At 70.1% G+C, this 14,695-nt stretch carries 12 protein-coding genes; 8 read left to right on the top strand and 4 right to left on the bottom strand.

From position 1 onward, the window contains the following. The first annotated feature begins 16 nt into the window (after window positions 1–16). The 5 genes from SYV04_RS17085 to nadD all read left to right on the top strand — a co-directional run bounded on the left by SYV04_RS17085 (window position 17) and on the right by nadD (window position 4,551). The gene (locus tag SYV04_RS17085; RefSeq protein ID WP_321546861.1) at window positions 17–712 is read left to right on the top strand and encodes a tetratricopeptide repeat protein; all 696 of its coding nucleotides are present in this window, start codon (window positions 17–19) and stop codon (window positions 710–712) included. Window positions 713–773: 61 nt separating this feature from the next. Further along, the gene (locus SYV04_RS17080; RefSeq protein WP_321546860.1) at window positions 774–2,072 is read left to right on the top strand and encodes an adenylate/guanylate cyclase domain-containing protein; all 1,299 of its coding nucleotides are present in this window, start codon (window positions 774–776) and stop codon (window positions 2,070–2,072) included. A 38-nt stretch (window positions 2,073–2,110) separates the two neighbouring features. Next, window positions 2,111–3,292 (top strand): exo-beta-N-acetylmuramidase NamZ family protein, encoded by a 1,182-nt coding sequence (locus SYV04_RS17075; RefSeq protein WP_321546859.1) that lies wholly within the window; start codon window positions 2,111–2,113, stop codon window positions 3,290–3,292. A gap of 13 nt (window positions 3,293–3,305) precedes the next feature. Beyond that, on the top strand, window positions 3,306–3,977 hold the full coding sequence (locus tag SYV04_RS17070) for a hypothetical protein (protein ID WP_321546858.1): 672 nt from the start codon (window positions 3,306–3,308) through the stop codon (window positions 3,975–3,977). A gap of 7 nt (window positions 3,978–3,984) precedes the next feature. Then, the gene (gene nadD, locus SYV04_RS17065; protein WP_321546857.1) at window positions 3,985–4,551 is read left to right on the top strand and encodes a nicotinate (nicotinamide) nucleotide adenylyltransferase; all 567 of its coding nucleotides are present in this window, start codon (window positions 3,985–3,987) and stop codon (window positions 4,549–4,551) included. On the opposite strand, the gene SYV04_RS17060 is transcribed toward nadD, so the two are convergent. After that, entirely contained in the window at window positions 4,548–7,760 is a 3,213-nt protein-coding gene (locus tag SYV04_RS17060; RefSeq protein ID WP_321546856.1) for a hypothetical protein, read from the bottom strand. The two genes, nadD and SYV04_RS17060, sit on opposite strands and share 4 nt — an antisense overlap. Before the next feature lie 88 nt (window positions 7,761–7,848). Here SYV04_RS17060 and SYV04_RS17055 point away from each other — a divergent pair, with 88 nt between their 5' ends. From SYV04_RS17055 to SYV04_RS43750, 3 genes are read left to right on the top strand one after another with little or no spacing between them, the layout of a single operon-like run. After that, window positions 7,849–9,174 carry a hypothetical protein gene (locus tag SYV04_RS17055; RefSeq protein WP_321546855.1) on the top strand — a complete coding sequence of 442 codons (1,326 nt, stop codon included), beginning with the start codon at window positions 7,849–7,851 and terminating at the stop codon, window positions 9,172–9,174. Between the two features lie 43 nt (window positions 9,175–9,217). After that, the gene (locus SYV04_RS17050) at window positions 9,218–9,448 is read left to right on the top strand and encodes a hypothetical protein (protein WP_321546854.1); all 231 of its coding nucleotides are present in this window, start codon (window positions 9,218–9,220) and stop codon (window positions 9,446–9,448) included. Beyond that, a complete protein-coding gene (locus SYV04_RS43750; protein ID WP_422723945.1) occupies window positions 9,445–9,759 on the top strand; it encodes a type II toxin-antitoxin system RelE/ParE family toxin in 315 nt (104 codons plus the stop codon). Before SYV04_RS17050 ends, SYV04_RS43750 begins: the two co-directional genes overlap by 4 nt. A 3-nt stretch (window positions 9,760–9,762) precedes the next feature. Here SYV04_RS43750 and SYV04_RS17045 read toward each other — a convergent pair whose 3' ends face one another. From SYV04_RS17045 to SYV04_RS17035, 3 genes are all read right to left on the bottom strand, one after another. Next, on the bottom strand, window positions 9,763–11,055 hold the full coding sequence (locus SYV04_RS17045; protein ID WP_321546853.1) for an AAA family ATPase: 1,293 nt from the start codon (window positions 11,053–11,055) through the stop codon (window positions 9,763–9,765). Then, on the bottom strand, window positions 11,052–11,927 hold the full coding sequence (locus SYV04_RS17040; RefSeq protein ID WP_321546852.1) for a Rossmann-like and DUF2520 domain-containing protein: 876 nt from the start codon (window positions 11,925–11,927) through the stop codon (window positions 11,052–11,054). The genes SYV04_RS17045 and SYV04_RS17040 overlap by 4 nt, the downstream gene beginning before the upstream one ends. Window positions 11,928–12,080: 153 nt before the next feature. Next, window positions 12,081–14,615 carry an AAA family ATPase gene (locus SYV04_RS17035; protein WP_321546851.1) on the bottom strand — a complete coding sequence of 845 codons (2,535 nt, stop codon included), beginning with the start codon at window positions 14,613–14,615 and terminating at the stop codon, window positions 12,081–12,083. Window positions 14,616–14,695: the final 80 nt, after the last annotated feature.

Here is a 14,695-nt window from a genome sequence, read left to right as displayed (position 1 = left end):
CTGTTATCAGCCGCCCATGGTGTGGCTCATCCTGGTGGGCGTGTTGGCGGGCGCCAGGGACGCGCCCCCGAGCGAGTCCCTGACGCAGGCCCTCGCGAAAGAAGAGGCGGGGGACAGCGCGGGAGCGCTCGTAGACGTGGAGTCCCTCACTAACACCTGGCCCGCCTGGGAACTGCCCCGGATGGAGGCCGCGCGCCTGCTCCTCAAGCTGGGCGGGGAGCTGGACCGAGCCGAAGCCCACCTGGACGTCGCCACCGCGCTGGCCCCCGAGAATCCCCGGGCCCACTACCTGCGCGGGCTGCTCTGGGAGGAGCGGGGCCGACCCCTGCTCGCCGCCCAGGAGTACGAGGTGGCGCTGCTCTATCGCCCTTCTTACGAGGAGGCCCGCTTCCGGCTCGGTGGCCTGTGGGCCGCCCAGGGAGACCTCCTCAAGGCCGAGCTGCACTACCGGCTGCTCACCAAGGCCCGCCCGGAGTGGGTACAGGTGCGCCTCCTGCTGGCCGGGATTCTCGAGCAGCAAGAGCGGGTGGCGGACGCCGAGAAGGAGCTGCGCATCGCCCGCGAGCAGCAGCCAGGCAACGTTCAGGTGACGCGGAAGCTGGCGGAGTTCTACGAGCGGACGGGCAGGCAGCGGCTCGCCGAGCAGCTCCGGAAGACGCTGGAGCCCCCATCCCCGCGCCGCATGCGCTCCCTCAAGCCGTCCCGTCGATAGGAGGACGGGCAGGGCACGGGCCGATTGCGCCTGGATCTCCGCCGCATACACTGCGCGCGCCTTGAAGACCGCCAACCTCGCCATCGTTTTCACCGACATCAAGGGCTTCACCGAGCGAACCAGCCGGCAGACCCATGAGGAGAATCAGCGCCTGCTCCAGGTGCACCATGATCTCCTCGCGCCGCTGTTCAAGGCGTTCGGCGGGCGCATCCTGAAGTCTATTGGCGACGCGTTCCTCGTCACCTTCGAGTCGCCCACCCAGGCGGTGCTCAGCGGCGTGGCCATCCAGGATCGGCTTTGGCAGTACAACCGCTCGGCGACCGAGAACGAGCGGCTCGATGTGCGCGTGGCCATCAACGTGGGCGAGGTGCGCGTCGAGGCCAGTGACGTCTTCGGCGAGCCGGTGAACATCGCCTCGCGCGTGGAGGGGCTGGCCGAGGCGGGCGAGGTGTACTTCACCGAGGCCGTCTACCTCGCCATGAACAAGGCGGAGGTGCCCTCACAGGAGGTAGGCGCCTTCGAGCTCAAGGGCATCCCCGGGAAGATCCGCGTCTTCCGCGTGCCCAAGGGGCCCTACCGCATGGAGGCCCCCGTGGTGCCGCTGCCGAGCCCGGCGGGCGTGCCGCAGGAGGGGCCGCCCTTCGGCAACATGGCCCTCTCGCGCGTCATGGACGCGGGGGCGATGGGGGCGGAGCTCTCCGGGCCCGCCGTGCTCGGGCAGCGCGCCGGAGCGCTGGGCTCCCAGGCCCGGAGCCTGGGGGGAAGAGCCCTGGCCGGGGCCTCGCGGCTCCTCCACGGCTTGCCGGAGCGCCTGCCCCCAGGGGTGCGCTCCCGCCTGCCCGCCGGGACGACCGGGCCGCGCCTGGCGCTCGGCATGGGGGCGCTGGCGGTGCTGCTGGGCATGGCGGTGGTGGCCCTGGGGGGCTCGTCCACGGATCGCGCCATCGCCCAGGTGAGGAAGGCCTCGCCCTCCGAGCGCAAGTCGCGGGGAGATGATGCGCTCAAGCTCATCATGGAGGAGAAGGAGCCGGCGCGCCGGAACTACCTCCTCGGGCAGCTCCATGAGGCGTTCGGCAACCTGAACAACGCGATGGAGAGCTACGCGGCGGCCGCGAAGGCGGGCAGCGGCAAGGCGGAGGACCGGCTCACCGAGCTGCTGGAGCACCCGGACTGCCGCGTGCGCTCGGATGCCGCGAGCACGATCGGCGAGCTGCGGCTGAAGAGCGCGCGGGGGGAGCTGGAAGACCTGGCGGAGGACGGCGGGCCGGGGGATGACGGGGGCTCGGGGCTGCTCAGTGGTTTCAAGTGTGACTCGAAGCGCGCCGCGAAGAACGCGCTCAAGCGCCTGGGCGGAAACTGAGGCCCGAGGGTGACTCAACGCAGGGTAGGAGAGCGATGGTGAGCAAGGTGAAGACGGGACTGGATGTGTGGGTGGAGCAGGGCTTCTCCGCGCTGAAGGGCCGGAAAGTGGGGGCGATCGTCAACCCCACGAGTGTGGACTCGCGCTTCCGCCACCTCGCGGACCTGCTGGCGCAGACGCCCGGGGTGACGCTGGGGGCGCTCTTCGGCCCCGAGCACGGAATCCGCGGCGAGGCCCAGTACATGGTGGCCGTGGGCGAGGCGCGGGACCGCAAGACGGGCGTGCCCGTCCACAGCCTCTACGGCTCCACCTTCGAGTCGCTGTCGCCTCGGCCCGAGTGGCTCACCGGGCTGGAGGCGCTCGTCTTCGACATCCAGGACGTGGGCAGTCGCTACTACACCTACGTCTACACCATGGCGCTGGCCATGAAGGCGGCGGCCCAGGCCCGCATTCCCTTCTACGTGCTGGATCGGCCCAACCCCCTGGGCGGCACCCAGCTCGAGGGGAACCTCGTGGGCGAGCGCTACCGCTCCTTCGTGGGGCTCTACCCGCTGCCCAACCGCCACGGCATGACGGCGGGCGAGCTGGCCCAGCTCTTCAACGCGGAGTTCGGCATCGGCTGTGCGCTGACGGTGGTGCCGTGCGAGGGCTGGCGCCGGGAGATGTACTGGTCCGACACCGGGCTGCCCTTCCTCTCGCCCTCGCCCAACATGCCCACCCCGGACACGGCGCTCGTCTACCCGGGCATGTGCCTGGGCGAGGGCACCAACGTCTCCGAGGGCCGGGGCACCTGCCGCCCCTTCGAGCAGTTCGGCGCCCCCTGGCTGGACGCGGAGGCGCTGGTGGCGCGGCTGGAGAAAGAGCGCCTTCCGGGCGTCGCCTTCCGACCGGTGGGTTTCACTCCTACCTTCGACAAGTTCCGGGGCGAGTCCTGCAACGGGGCCTTCATCCACGTCACGGACCGGCAGGCCTTCCAGGCGCTGCGCACGGGCATCGCCATCTTCCAGGCGGTGCGGGACGTGAGCGGGGGCAAGTTCGCCTGGCGCGCGGACGCCTACGAGTTCGTGGAGGATGTGCCGGCCTTCGACCTGCTGTGTGGCACGGATCAGGTGCGCCGGGGGATGGAGGAGGGCTGGCCGCTGGATCGGCTCCTGGAGGGGTTCTCGGCCCAGACCGAAGCCTTCCAGAAGCAAAGGAAGCCCTTCCTGCTGTACGCTTGAGTGTGGGCCTAACGTGATCGGCGTTCTCTCGGACAGCCATGGCGATCTCGCCGCGTTCGACGCGGCGTATGAGCTGTTGCGGGCGAAGGGTGCCCGCCGCTTCGTCTTCGCCGGTGCGCGCTACACCGATCTGGATGCGTGGATCCTCGATCGGCGGGAGAAGTCCCGCGGTGGGCGCGAGTACTCGGACCTGGACTTCCTGGCCGACGTGACGCAGTGGCTGTCCTCCAAGGACTCGCTGCCGCGCCCGCCCGCCTTCGGCGAGGCGCCCGCGGACGTCAGCTCGGAGGAGGATCGCCGGCTGGTGCTGGAGCGCTTCTCGCGGGTGCCCGAGCGCGACTGCCTCCAGTACATGGATCCGAACATCCCCCGGAAGCTGTTGGACATGGTGGGGGACGCGCTGTGCTGCCTCGTCCACGACAAGAACGATCTGACGCGCGAGGATCTGCTCAACGCGACGATCTTCATCCACGGCAAGGAGCCGGAGCCGAAGGTGGTGCAGATCGGCCCGCGCTACTTCGTGACGCCCGGGAGGCTTGCGGGCGCGGCGGAGCAGACGTGTGGGCTGCTGGAGAAGGCCGAGGGCAACAACCTGCGCTTCACGGCCTTCCGGCTGGATGGGCAGGTGGTGCTCGAGCCGAAGGAGCTCCAGCTTGGGCGTGGGACGAAGCTGTCAGTGAAGTGAGGTGGCCTTGAAGGTCGCGCTGCTGGGAGGTTCGTTCAATCCGCCCCACGTCGGACACTTGATGGCGGCCCACTACGTGCGCGCCACGCAGGGCATGGACGAGCTGTGGCTGATGCCGGCCTACCAGCACCCGTTCGGCAAGGCGCTGACGTCCTTCGAGCACCGCGTGCGGATGTGCGAGGTGATGTGCGAGGACACCTCGGGCTGGATGAAGACGAGCCGCGTGGAGCAGGAGGTGGCCGAGCGCGGCGGGGCCGGATACACGGTGGAGACGCTGGGGTACCTGGTGGAGAAGCACCCGGACATCCGCTTCTCGCTGATCATCGGCTCGGACATCCTGAAGGACCTGCCGAACTGGAAGAGCTTCGATCGAATCCAGCAGATGGTACGGGTGCTGGTGCTGTACCGGGCGGGGTATCCGGCCTCGGGGACGGTGGGGCCGCCGCTGGCGGAGGTGTCCTCCACGCAGATCCGCGACATGCTCACGCGCGGAGAGCTGCCCGGGGAGTTCGTTCCGGGCCGGGTGCTCGACTACGCGCGTGAGGCAGGGCTCTACGGCCTGGGCAAGCCTTAGAGCGACAGTCCGATGAGGTGCAACTCCCGGATGAGCGCGCCGCGCGAGTTCACCGGTGGCTCGAAGCGGTAGGCGTATTGGTAGTAGAGGCCGATGGGCAGCAGTTGCCCGAGGGTGAGCTGGAGCCGCGCCGCGCCGCCCACCGCCCGGAAGTTGTCCCGGAAGTCCGTGCGAGCCCAGGAGCCGAAGCCCTCCACCTCGAACTGGCTCACGAAGAGCGAGGGCAGCAGGTAGAGCGTGGACGCCCAGCCGTGGTCGATGATGAAGCGGTAGCGGTAGCGGGCGTCGCCGATGACGACGTGTTTGGCGCGGAGGGTGACGTCCTCGTAGCCGCGCAGGTACTCGGTGAAGGCGAGGCCCGGCTCGTACTGGCGCCCCAGGCCGGGAGCGCCGGTCGTGTCGCGGGATTGGTACAGCGGGTTTCCCTGGGCGATGCCTCCCACCTCGAGCAGCCCATCGGGAGCGCCCGGCAGGAAGCGGCCTCGGATGGACACCTGGAGGTTGTCCGCGCCCAGCCCGGGCAGTCCGCCGAAGTAGGTGTCCACCCCGGCGCGGATGTCACCCAGGGTGTCGTCGGTGCCGAAGGACTTGGGATAGACCGCCGCGGACAGCGACAGCCCGAGCCCCTTCTGGGTGCCGCCGTAGGAGGTGCCCTCTCCGGCGAAGTAGGCCGTGGCCACCTCCGGCCCGAAGATCGAGGTGAGCAGCCGAGGCTGGTTCGCATTGAGGTACTGGCGCCGCAGGCCCAGGAGGCTGAACGCCACCGGCGTCGTCCAGAAGCTCCGCGTGGCGGAGATCACCCCTTGGAGATCGCGCTCCGTGTCCGACTCTCCGTACGCCGCGGAGGTCAGCACGTACCAGGGGGCGAGCGCGGCGTTGCCGTAGCTGGCCGAGACGCTCGGGTTGCCGGCGCTCGTGTCGAAGGAGGCGTTGATCGACCAAGCGTGGAAGCCCAGCCGATCCTGTCCCGAGAGCGAGACCAGGCCGACCACCGCCAGCTTCTCGGTGTCCGTGTCCTGATAGGCGAGGACGAGCGGGATGCGCAGCTCGGGCACGTGGAGTCGCTCGAGCGAAGAGTAGGGCTCGTCGGAGAGGACCTCCACCTCCTTGCCGGGCGCGGGTGGCGGCACGGCCACGGGGTCCTCGGCTGGCGGTGACGCGGGGGCCTCAGCGAGCGGAGCCGTGTCGGCTGGGGCGGGAGGCGCCTCGAGGGCGGGCGGCTCGGCGGGAGGCGCCTCGGGGGCCTCGGGAGCGGGCGCTTCCGGGGGAGGCAGGGCCGGCGGGAACTCGGTGAAAGCGTCGGGAGCGGGGGCGGGCGCGGGCGGTACGGCAGGAGGAGCCTCGGGCGCGGCCACCGCTTCAGGCTCCGCCGGAGCAGGGGGAGGCGCGGCCTCGGGAGGCTCGGCGGGAGCAGGCGCCGAGGCCTGGGCTGTTCGTGGAGCAGCCTCCGCCACTGGCGTGAACGGGGCGCGGTCGAGCGTGAAGCCGTACCCCTGGCGGTTGAGGAACGCCACGTGCCCATCACCCGTGGGCTGCGCGTCCATCACCAGGTGCGGGGCGTCGGTGACGCGCAGTTGCTCGCCGCTGGACAGCCGGAGCACGTGCGCCTGGAGCCGCCCTTCGTGCTCGCGCAGGAACAGGACCTGATCGTCATCCACCCACCGGGGCGAGTAGTTGAAGAGGCCATCCTGGGTGAGCCAGCGCACGGTCCCGTCCGCCCCGCGCAGCGCGAGATCCCACCCGTTCGGCCCACGCATCGAGAACACCACACGCGTGCCGTCCTGAGACACCGCCGGCGCTCCCAGGGAGACGTGCCCCTCGAAGCGGGTGAGCGGCTCCTTCCGGCCCGACTCCAGGTCCATGCGCACGAGGTTCGCGCTGTCGCCCTGTACGTCCACGAAGACGTAGCCCGTGCCGTCCGGGGTGACTCCGCCGCCCATGCCGTCCTGGATCTCCCAGGTGTGCAGCACCTCGCCGGTGCGCGCGTCCACCCGCCACAGCCGGGACAGGTACGCCCCTTGGCTGTCCACGTCCGCGGCCACCAGGTAGAGCAGGGCTCCATCGCGAGTGAAGGACAGGCCGCTCATGACGGACGGGTTGCTGACGATCCACTCACGCCCCGGCATCAGCAGGGTGAGGCCCCGTGAGAAGCGCTCCGAGCCGTCACGCTCGAGCACCGTCAGGTGGCTCGTCTGCTCCAGCCCGACGTGGACGAGCGCGAGCGCGCCATCCGCCGGCGAGCTGGCCATGCGCGCGAAGTACCCCACCTCCGGCATCAGCACCGCCTGCGAGGCCGGGCGCTCGCGGCGCACCAGCTCCTTCTTCAGCGCCGCGCTGTACTCGTCGAACAGCCCGCCGATCGTCTTCCCGTACACGCCCTTGAAGCGCAGCGTGACGCCGAGGGGAGGCAGCCACGAGCTGCCCTGCTCATGCACCAGCTCCCACAGCTTCTTCTCACCGTAGGTGCGGGCCAGCCAGGCGATGAAGTGACTGCCCGTGAGGTAGTTGCCGCCAAACGGCTCCACCTGCCGCTGCTCGGGCGACAGGTGGCCCGGGTTCAGGTCGCCCTCGCGCTCCTGCGCCACCGACTCGAACCACCCGCGCCAGATGGGGCTGTGCGGCCGGCCCGTCTCCCGATCGAACTGGCCCTCGTAGTAGGTGGCCAGCCCCTCCAGGAACCAGGACTCGGTGAAGACGTTGGGCTGGATGATGCCGCCGGTGGTGAAGTTGATGCCCTTCCAGAGGCCCTCCTCCTGCTGCATCTGCACGTAGTGGACGGCCTCGTGGCACCCCACGTCGCCCAGCGCCGTCTGTCCCAGGTCCATCAGGTGGAACAGCTCGATGCTCATGTGCGTGGGCATCACCATCTGCTGCGGCAGGTTGGCGGCGTCCGGCTGGACGTACGCGTTGTTGAAGCCCGCGCTCGTCAGGTAGATGAGCAGTCGGTCTCGCGGGCGCTTGCTCCAGGACAGCTCCCGGAGCCGGTCCACGCAGGCCTCCACGCGTGCCGCGATGCGCAATGCCGAGGGCTTCAGGTGCTCCGGGTAGTACAGCTCCATGGAGCGCGTCGTCAGCTTGCGCATCTCATCCCGGGCGAAGGAGGCCTGGACCTCCTGGGAAAACCGAGGTGAGACGGAGGCACACCCGGTGGCCACGAGCATCAGGCAGGCGAGTGCCACAGCCCCGGGCGAGCGACGAAGCGTGTGCATGTGGGCATCCTAGGGGTACAAATCGTGGCCAAGGGCACGAATTTCACGGTAAGGGGACGCCCACGCATTCCTCTCTCCAGGATTCGACATGTCCCAACCCGCCCCGCAGACGCACCCTGTTCCCCAGCACGTCTTCCAGGCCCAGGCCCAGCTCGCGGCTGCTCTCGAGAAGGTCGAGGGCAAGCCCGTGGATCTGCTCACCACTCCGTGGGCCGAGGTGGAGAAGTCGCTCGCGAAGCTGCTCGGGGGCCCGTTCCAGGTGAACCGGCCCGAGCACCAGGCGATGGCGCTGGGCATCTCGGGGGCCTTCGCGGCGCGCATGGCCGGCGAGCACCAGGCCTTCTGGTTCCCCAACCGTGACTCGCCCGAGGGCGCCACGCTGGGCTTCCCCGATGCCATCATCATGCTGTCGCCGTTCGGGGCGACGATGGATGCGCTGGCTCAGGGCAAGCTGACGCGGCTGGAGGATCTGTCGGCCGACATCCGTCGCTCGCTGGGGCAGGCGCGCTTCGGCGCCAACCCGGCCATGTCGCTGGGTGGGGGGCAGCCCAAGCTGGGGCCCGCGGACTACCAGCGGCTGTTCGATCCGGGCTTCCTGCAGTTCGTGGTGCTGGATCCGGCCAAGGCGCAGAGCACGATGGACTCGAAGCCGGACGCGCTGGCGCGGGACGTGAAGGACGCGCTGGGGCGCACGCAGCCGCCGCTGCCGAAGGAGGCCCGCGAGCAGTTCGAGGGGCAGATCGTCATGTCGCTGCAGCGGCTGGAGCCGGGCAAGAGCCTGGGTGAGCAGGCCGAGCGCGCGCCGCGGCTGGCGGAGCTGATGGCGCACATGGTGGCGACGTCGGGTGGCACGGGCTGCGCGCCCGAGGAGTTCTGGGGAGAGATCGTCCTGCCGCTGCTGTTCATCGGCGTGCCGGCGCAGTTCCCGCCGCTGGACGAGGATGAGGTGGAGGCGTTCAAGCAGGGTGCGGATCCGCTGGCGCTCTTCGTGGACGTGGTGCCGCACGCGCACCAGGCGCCGGAGGAGGGGCTGCTGGGTGCGTTCGAGATGTCGGAGATCGGGCTGGCGCACCCGGCGTTCGCGAAGGTGGGGGCGCTGCGGTTGATCCAGGTGAACCCGGCGCGCATCAAGGGGCTGCTGGAGCAGTTCGACGCGGACAAGACGGCGGACGTGGTGAAGCGCTTCTCGCAGTACCTGTCGGACAAGGCGGGCAAGCCGGCGCAGGAGACTCCGCAGGGCAAGGAGATGATGAACGCGGCGATGTTGCTGCTGACGGACCTCAAGCGCGCGGTGACGACGGGGCAGGGCATGCTGTGCCTGCGCCGGCTGACGGAGGCGGAGGCCGCCTCCGAGCAGGCGCTGGCGCTGGTGCGCCGCGCGATGCAGGGCGGGCGCATCATCCTCACCAGCTAGCGGCGTGTTTGTCGCCGCTCCTCCCGCGCATTAGGATCCGCGTATGGCCACGCTCAAGGCGGAAGTCCGAAACGGTCGCTTGGTCCTCGATGTACCGACCGAGCTGCCGGAAGGGACTGCCCTGGAACTGGTCGCCGCGGATCTGGGCGATGAGCTGAGCGAGGAGGAGCGGTCGGCGCTTCACGAGGCGCTGTCCGAGTCGTGGGACGAGGCGCGGGCGGGCAAGCGGGTCGCTGCGGAAGAGGTCCTGGCGAAGCTGCGCTCGATGAAATGACGCTTCGGGTCTTTTTTACGCCTCGAGCGCAAGCCCAGGCGCTCGAGGCGGCGGAGTGGTGGAGAATCCACCGTCCTACGGCTCCGGAACTTCTCGAAGCGGAGCTGACGACCGCGCTTCGCTTGCTCGCGGAGCTGCCGGAACTCGGGCGACGCTATCCGCACCCTCGCGTCACGGGGGTCCGCAGGCTCCTCATGCCGAGGACGCGCTACCACCTCTATTACGCCCATGATGCCGAGGAGGCTGCAGTCCTCATTCTCGCTGTCTGGAGCGCGGTGCGGGGGCGGGGCCCGGCGCTTCGGAAACCCTGACACTCACCACAAGCCGTGAGCGCGGAGCAGCTCTCCGAGGGGGCGCTGTCTCGCACGGATCGCTTCGTAGAGCCGCTCGGCGCTCTCTCCCGTGGGGTGGGTCCAGACGAGCCACTCGCGGCCCGCTCTCAGCCCGATGTCGCAGTGGATGAGCGAGGCGCGAATGTCTCCGGTGGACGCGAAGGAGATGTACTCGAACAGCAGCGGGTTCTGGCTCGTGAGGAACGCTTGCCGCCCGCCAATCTCCCGCAGGCACGCCTCGACCCAGCGGGGCTGAAGCCCGTTGGCCAGCTCGTCGGCGACGGCGAAGTCCTCATTCACATCCAGGTAGTACAGGAAGGAGAGCAGCCGCTTCTGTCCGTGGCCCAGCTGCGCCTGGGTCAGCTCCGTCCCGTCCTTCCGGGTGAACTGGAAGCCGAACTGGCCGAACCCCAGTCGTCCCCCGTCCTCGAACGTTCGCTTCTCCAGCACCTCCACTCGGAGCTTCCCGGAGGCAAACCCGGCGAGCGAGACGAACCGCCCCAGGAAGTTCCCCTCCAGCTCGTGGTGCGGGAACTCGATGACCGTGCCGGGAGACTCCCGCTCCACCCTCGCGCGCAGCCATCCCGGCATCCACGTGGGCAGCGCCATGAGCCCCAATGGGAACACCTCTCCGGCGCGCATCTCCATGGCGTACCGGATGGTGCCGATGTGCTCGAACATCCCCAGCGCCTCGTCGAAGCGAGAGGGGCCCAGCAGGAAGGTGCGGCGCAGCAGCTCCTTGAGCCGGTCCTTCACCTCCGGGGCGATGAACTGGGCCACCATGAAGATCAGCGTCCACACGGAGCGATCCAGCACCGACCACTGCATGCGCCGCGCGTAGGCGGATTGGCCGTCCACCTCGCAGAACAGGCCCGAGGCGTTGGCGCGCACCACCACCTGCGAGTCCGGTGCCTCGAGCCGCAGCGCCGCTTCGATCAGCGGCTCGAAGACCGGAGGAGCCTCCTTCGCGCGGAGCCGGGAGAGCGCCGCGTTGTCGCCGAGGCCCCCCTCCAACTGCACGGGGCCCGTGCGCCTCTCATTGCGCGCGGTGACGTGGATGTCCATTCCCGGCAGCTCGAGATCGTACTCCAGCGAGAACTCCTCCTGACCCAGCCCCGAGAAGTCCGAGCAGAGGACGATCGAGAGCAATTCCAGCAGCGTCGTCCGGCCCGTACCGTTGTTGCCCAGCACCAGGTTGAGCGACGGGCTGAACAGGAGCTCGGTGCCAGGCGCCACGCCCCGGTACTTGTGGATCTGGAGCTTCGTGAGCTTCATGGCCGTCGCCTCCCAGGGGAGACTTGGAGGAGCTTCGCGAGGGCCACGCGAGCCTCGGGAGAAAGTCGCGGTTCGGCCAGTCGCAGCGCTTGAAGCGAGAGCAGGCGGTACACCGGCGCCACCTCCTCCGGGAGCGCCTGGAGATGGGCCGCGACCACCGGCGCGTCACCCCGAACCACGGGGCCCGTGAGCCCGCCCGCCAGGCCTCGGGCCTCCATTCCTCGCAGCGCCGAGCGCATCAGGGGCAGCAGCGCCGCGAGCGCTTGGTCCGCGGACACGCCCGCGTGCTCCATGGCTTCCACCGCCGTGGCCATGAGCGCCACAGCGCCTCCCGCGCTCAACACGGCCCCCGCGTGGTAGGCGGCGCGTCGCGCTTCGGGGACATGCAGCACGCTCAGCTCCAGGTCCTTCGCCATCCGCTGGAGCACGGCCTTCAAGGCGCGGGAGCGGGTGCTGATCGCCACGGCGTGCCCCGCCAGCGAGTCCCTCGGGTCCGACACGGCGCAGAGCGGGTGGAACGAGCCCGTCGCCCGGCCTCGCGGAGCCCCCAGCGCCTGAAGCGACAGGGCGCCCGCGCAATGCACCAGCGCCGCGCCCTTGCCGAGCGTCCGCGCCTGCTCTCGGGCCACTTCGGACACGGCCTTGTCCGGAACGCAGAGCAGCGCTACTCGCGCCTGGGCCAGGTCCTGGGGCGTGGCCGGCTTCAGCCCGAGCGCCTGGGCGCGGCGGCGCCCCTCCTCGGTGCGGCTGAGGACTCGCACGGGCCAGCGGCGGGCGGCGAGGGAGAGCGCGAGAGCGCCTCCAAGCCGACCCGAGCCCACCACCACGACCCTCGGACGCTGCGTGGCCATGGGCCCGACCTTAGCAGCCATCGGTCTTCGTCACTGGGAAAACCCCGCAACTCCGGGAGGACAGTGGGGTTCGCCCCAAGGCCGCCCCGGTGGCGCTTCCGCCAAACCTGTCTGGTTGTCTGACAGGTTTGCCCAGCGCCCGTCGGGAAAGGGGACTCCTTCCCGGCTGAGGGCTCAGACGGTCTCGAGCTGGAAGGCGAGCTGGCTGTCCTGCACCGCCACCCGCACCCGGTCTCCCGCGACGAACTCGCCCAGGAGGATGCGCTCGGCCAGCGGCCCTTCCACCAGCCGCTGCACCACCTGACGCATCGGTCGGGCGCCCAGCTGCGGATCGAACCCGCCCGACTTCAGCAGGTGGCTCACCACATCCTCGCCCGCCACGTATTCGATGCCGCGCTCCGTCGCGAGCCGCTTGCTGCTCTCGTTGAGCAGCAGTGTGGCGATCCGCGCCACCTCGCCCTCGCGCAGCGGGCGGAACGGCAGCCGCTCGTCGATGCGGTTCCACAGCTCCGGCGGCAGGGCCTTGCGCGCCGTGCTGCTGGCCATGTCCATGTCGCTCTGGCCCCCGGCGCCCGCATCCGCGCCGAACCCCAGCGCGCGCCCCGTGCGCGAGAATGCCTCGGCGCCCAGGTTCGTCGTCATGATGACGACCGTGTTCGAGAAGTCGATGTGCCGGCCCTTGCCGTCCGTGAGTCGGCCCTCCTCCAGCACCTGGAGCAGGAGCATCTGCACCTCGCGGTGCGCCTTTTCGATTTCGTCCAGCACCACCACCGAGGAGGGGCGCCGACGCACCGGCTCGCTGAGCTGGCCACCCTCGCCATAGCCCACGTAGCCGGCCGGTGAGCCGATGAGCCGCGACACCCCGTGCGACTCGGACATCTCGCTCATGTCCAGCCGCACCAGCGCGTCGCGGTTGCCGAACAGCACCTCGGCCAGCGCCCGCGCCATCTCCGTCTTGCCCACGCCCGTGGGGCCCAGGAACAAGAACGAGCCCATGGGGCGCCGCGAGGCGAAGCCCGCGTAGTTGCGCCGGATGACCCGGGCGATGCGGCTCACCGCGTCCTCGTGGCCGATGACGCGCCCGGCGAGGTCCGTCTCCAGGCTGAGCAGCCGCGCCGAGTCATTGAGCAGCAGCCGCTCCTCGGGCACGCCCGCCAGCTTCGCCACCACGCGCGCCACGTCCGCCGGCTCCACCGTCGCCTTGCCCTCGCGGTGGCAGCGCGAGCCCGCAAGGTCCGCCACGGAGATCGCCTTGTCTGGCATGAAGCGGTCCGTCACGTAGCGAGACGCCAGGGACGCGGCCGCCTCCAGCGCCTCGGGCGCGTACTGCAGCCCGTGGTGCTCCTCGTACCGGCCAATCACGCCCTTGAGGATCTCCACCGTCTCCGGCACCGAGGGCTCGTTCACCACCACCGGCGTGAAGCGGCGCTCCAGCGCGGGATCGTTCGTGATGAACTTGCGGAACTCATCGTGCGTCGTCGCGCCGATGCAGGGGAACTCCCCGCGCGCCATCGCCGTCTTCAGCTCGTTGGCCGCATCCTGCGGGCCCTCGCCCGTGGAGCCCGCGCCCACCAGCGTGTGGATCTCATCGATGAAGACCACCACGCGCCCGTCCGCCTTGCGCACCTCGTCCTTCAGCGCGTTGAGCTTCTCGGAGAAGGAGCCGCGCAGCTGCGTGCCCGCCACCAGCGAGGCCATGTCCAGCTCCACCAGGACCTTGGTCGCCAGCGTTCCGCGCAGCGTCACCAGCTGCTGCGCCACGCCCTCCACCACCGCCGTCTTGCCCACGCCCGCCTCGCCCAGCAGGCACGGGTTGTTGGTGCGCCGCTTGCCGAGGATGTCGATGACCTCCTCCATCTCCTTGGCGCGGCCCACCACGGGGTCCAGCTTGCCCTCCTGGGCCAGCACGCTCAGGTTGCGGCCCAGCGAGGTGAGCAGCGGGTACTGCTTGGCATCCAGCGCCAGCGAGCCCGGCTTCGTCGTCGACAGTGGCGCCGGCGTCGGCAGCGCGGGGCGCGCCTGGGGCAGCAGGGAGGCCGGCGCGGGAGGCACCGGAATGGCCCGTGCCACGGGCGCCTGGGGAGCAGGCTCCGCGGCGACCGGCGCCTCGTCCCGACCCTCGTCCTCATCAATGAGGTCCCGTGGCGAGAGCGCCGGCATCGAAGGCCGGCTCGGCGTGGGCCGGGGCAGGCTCAAGGCCACGGCGGCCTGGGGCAGGGGAGAGGGCGGGGCACCCAGGGGGCGACCCAGCGGATAGCGCGAACCCAGCGCATGCGGAGGCTGCGCCCGGCTCGACTGCTGCAGCTTGCGCGGCATGCGCCCGCTGGTGAAGTAGGAGAGCGCCGTGGTGCGCAGGCCGATGAGGTCCACGCCCGCCTGGGCCAGCAAGTCGTTGGCCGCGCACCGCACCCGGGCGAAGGCGATGAGCAGGTGCAGGCAGTCCGCCTCGCGCGAGTCACACTGCTGGGCGATGACGCGGGCGCGCTGACACAGGTCCCGGACGAGGTGCTCCTCCTCCGTGGGCGCACCCGTCATGCGCTCCAGCAGCCCGTCCTCATCGACACCCTTCTCCCTCAGGAGAACTTGCGCGGGGTTGTCCACGGTGAAGAGCGCGAGCAACACATGCGCGGAGCTGAGCTTCTGTGCGACGCTCTGCGCAATGTCCTTCGCCTCGTGGAGTACCTGCGCGAGATCCGTGCTATCGACCATTGAGGCTCCGGCAAGCGGGCTGCCGAGCAAATACACCCTCCCGATCCTGGCGGCAAAATTTCTGCTACAGGGCGCTACAA

This window comes from Hyalangium ruber, from assembly GCF_034259325.1.
Lineage (GTDB): Bacteria > Myxococcota > Myxococcia > Myxococcales > Myxococcaceae > Hyalangium_A > Hyalangium_A rubrum.
This window is presented reverse-complemented; position numbering and strand designations above follow the sequence as displayed.

What these genes read in the sequence shown, in the direction of transcription:
- SYV04_RS17060 (WP_321546856.1), bottom strand. Translation starts at nt 7,760, where the DNA reads ATGCACACGCTTCGTCGCTCGCCCGGGGCTGTGGCACTCGCCTGCCTG.
- SYV04_RS17035 (WP_321546851.1), bottom strand. Translation starts at nt 14,615, where the DNA reads ATGGTCGATAGCACGGATCTCGCGCAGGTACTCCACGAGGCGAAGGAC.
- SYV04_RS43750 (WP_422723945.1), top strand. Translation starts at nt 9,445, where the DNA reads ATGACGCTTCGGGTCTTTTTTACGCCTCGAGCGCAAGCCCAGGCGCTC.
- SYV04_RS17045 (WP_321546853.1), bottom strand. Translation starts at nt 11,055, where the DNA reads ATGAAGCTCACGAAGCTCCAGATCCACAAGTACCGGGGCGTGGCGCCT.
- SYV04_RS17055 (WP_321546855.1), top strand. Translation starts at nt 7,849, where the DNA reads ATGTCCCAACCCGCCCCGCAGACGCACCCTGTTCCCCAGCACGTCTTC.
- SYV04_RS17085 (WP_321546861.1), top strand. Translation starts at nt 17, where the DNA reads ATGGTGTGGCTCATCCTGGTGGGCGTGTTGGCGGGCGCCAGGGACGCG.
- SYV04_RS17050 (WP_321546854.1), top strand. Translation starts at nt 9,218, where the DNA reads ATGGCCACGCTCAAGGCGGAAGTCCGAAACGGTCGCTTGGTCCTCGAT.
- SYV04_RS17040 (WP_321546852.1), bottom strand. Translation starts at nt 11,927, where the DNA reads ATGGCTGCTAAGGTCGGGCCCATGGCCACGCAGCGTCCGAGGGTCGTG.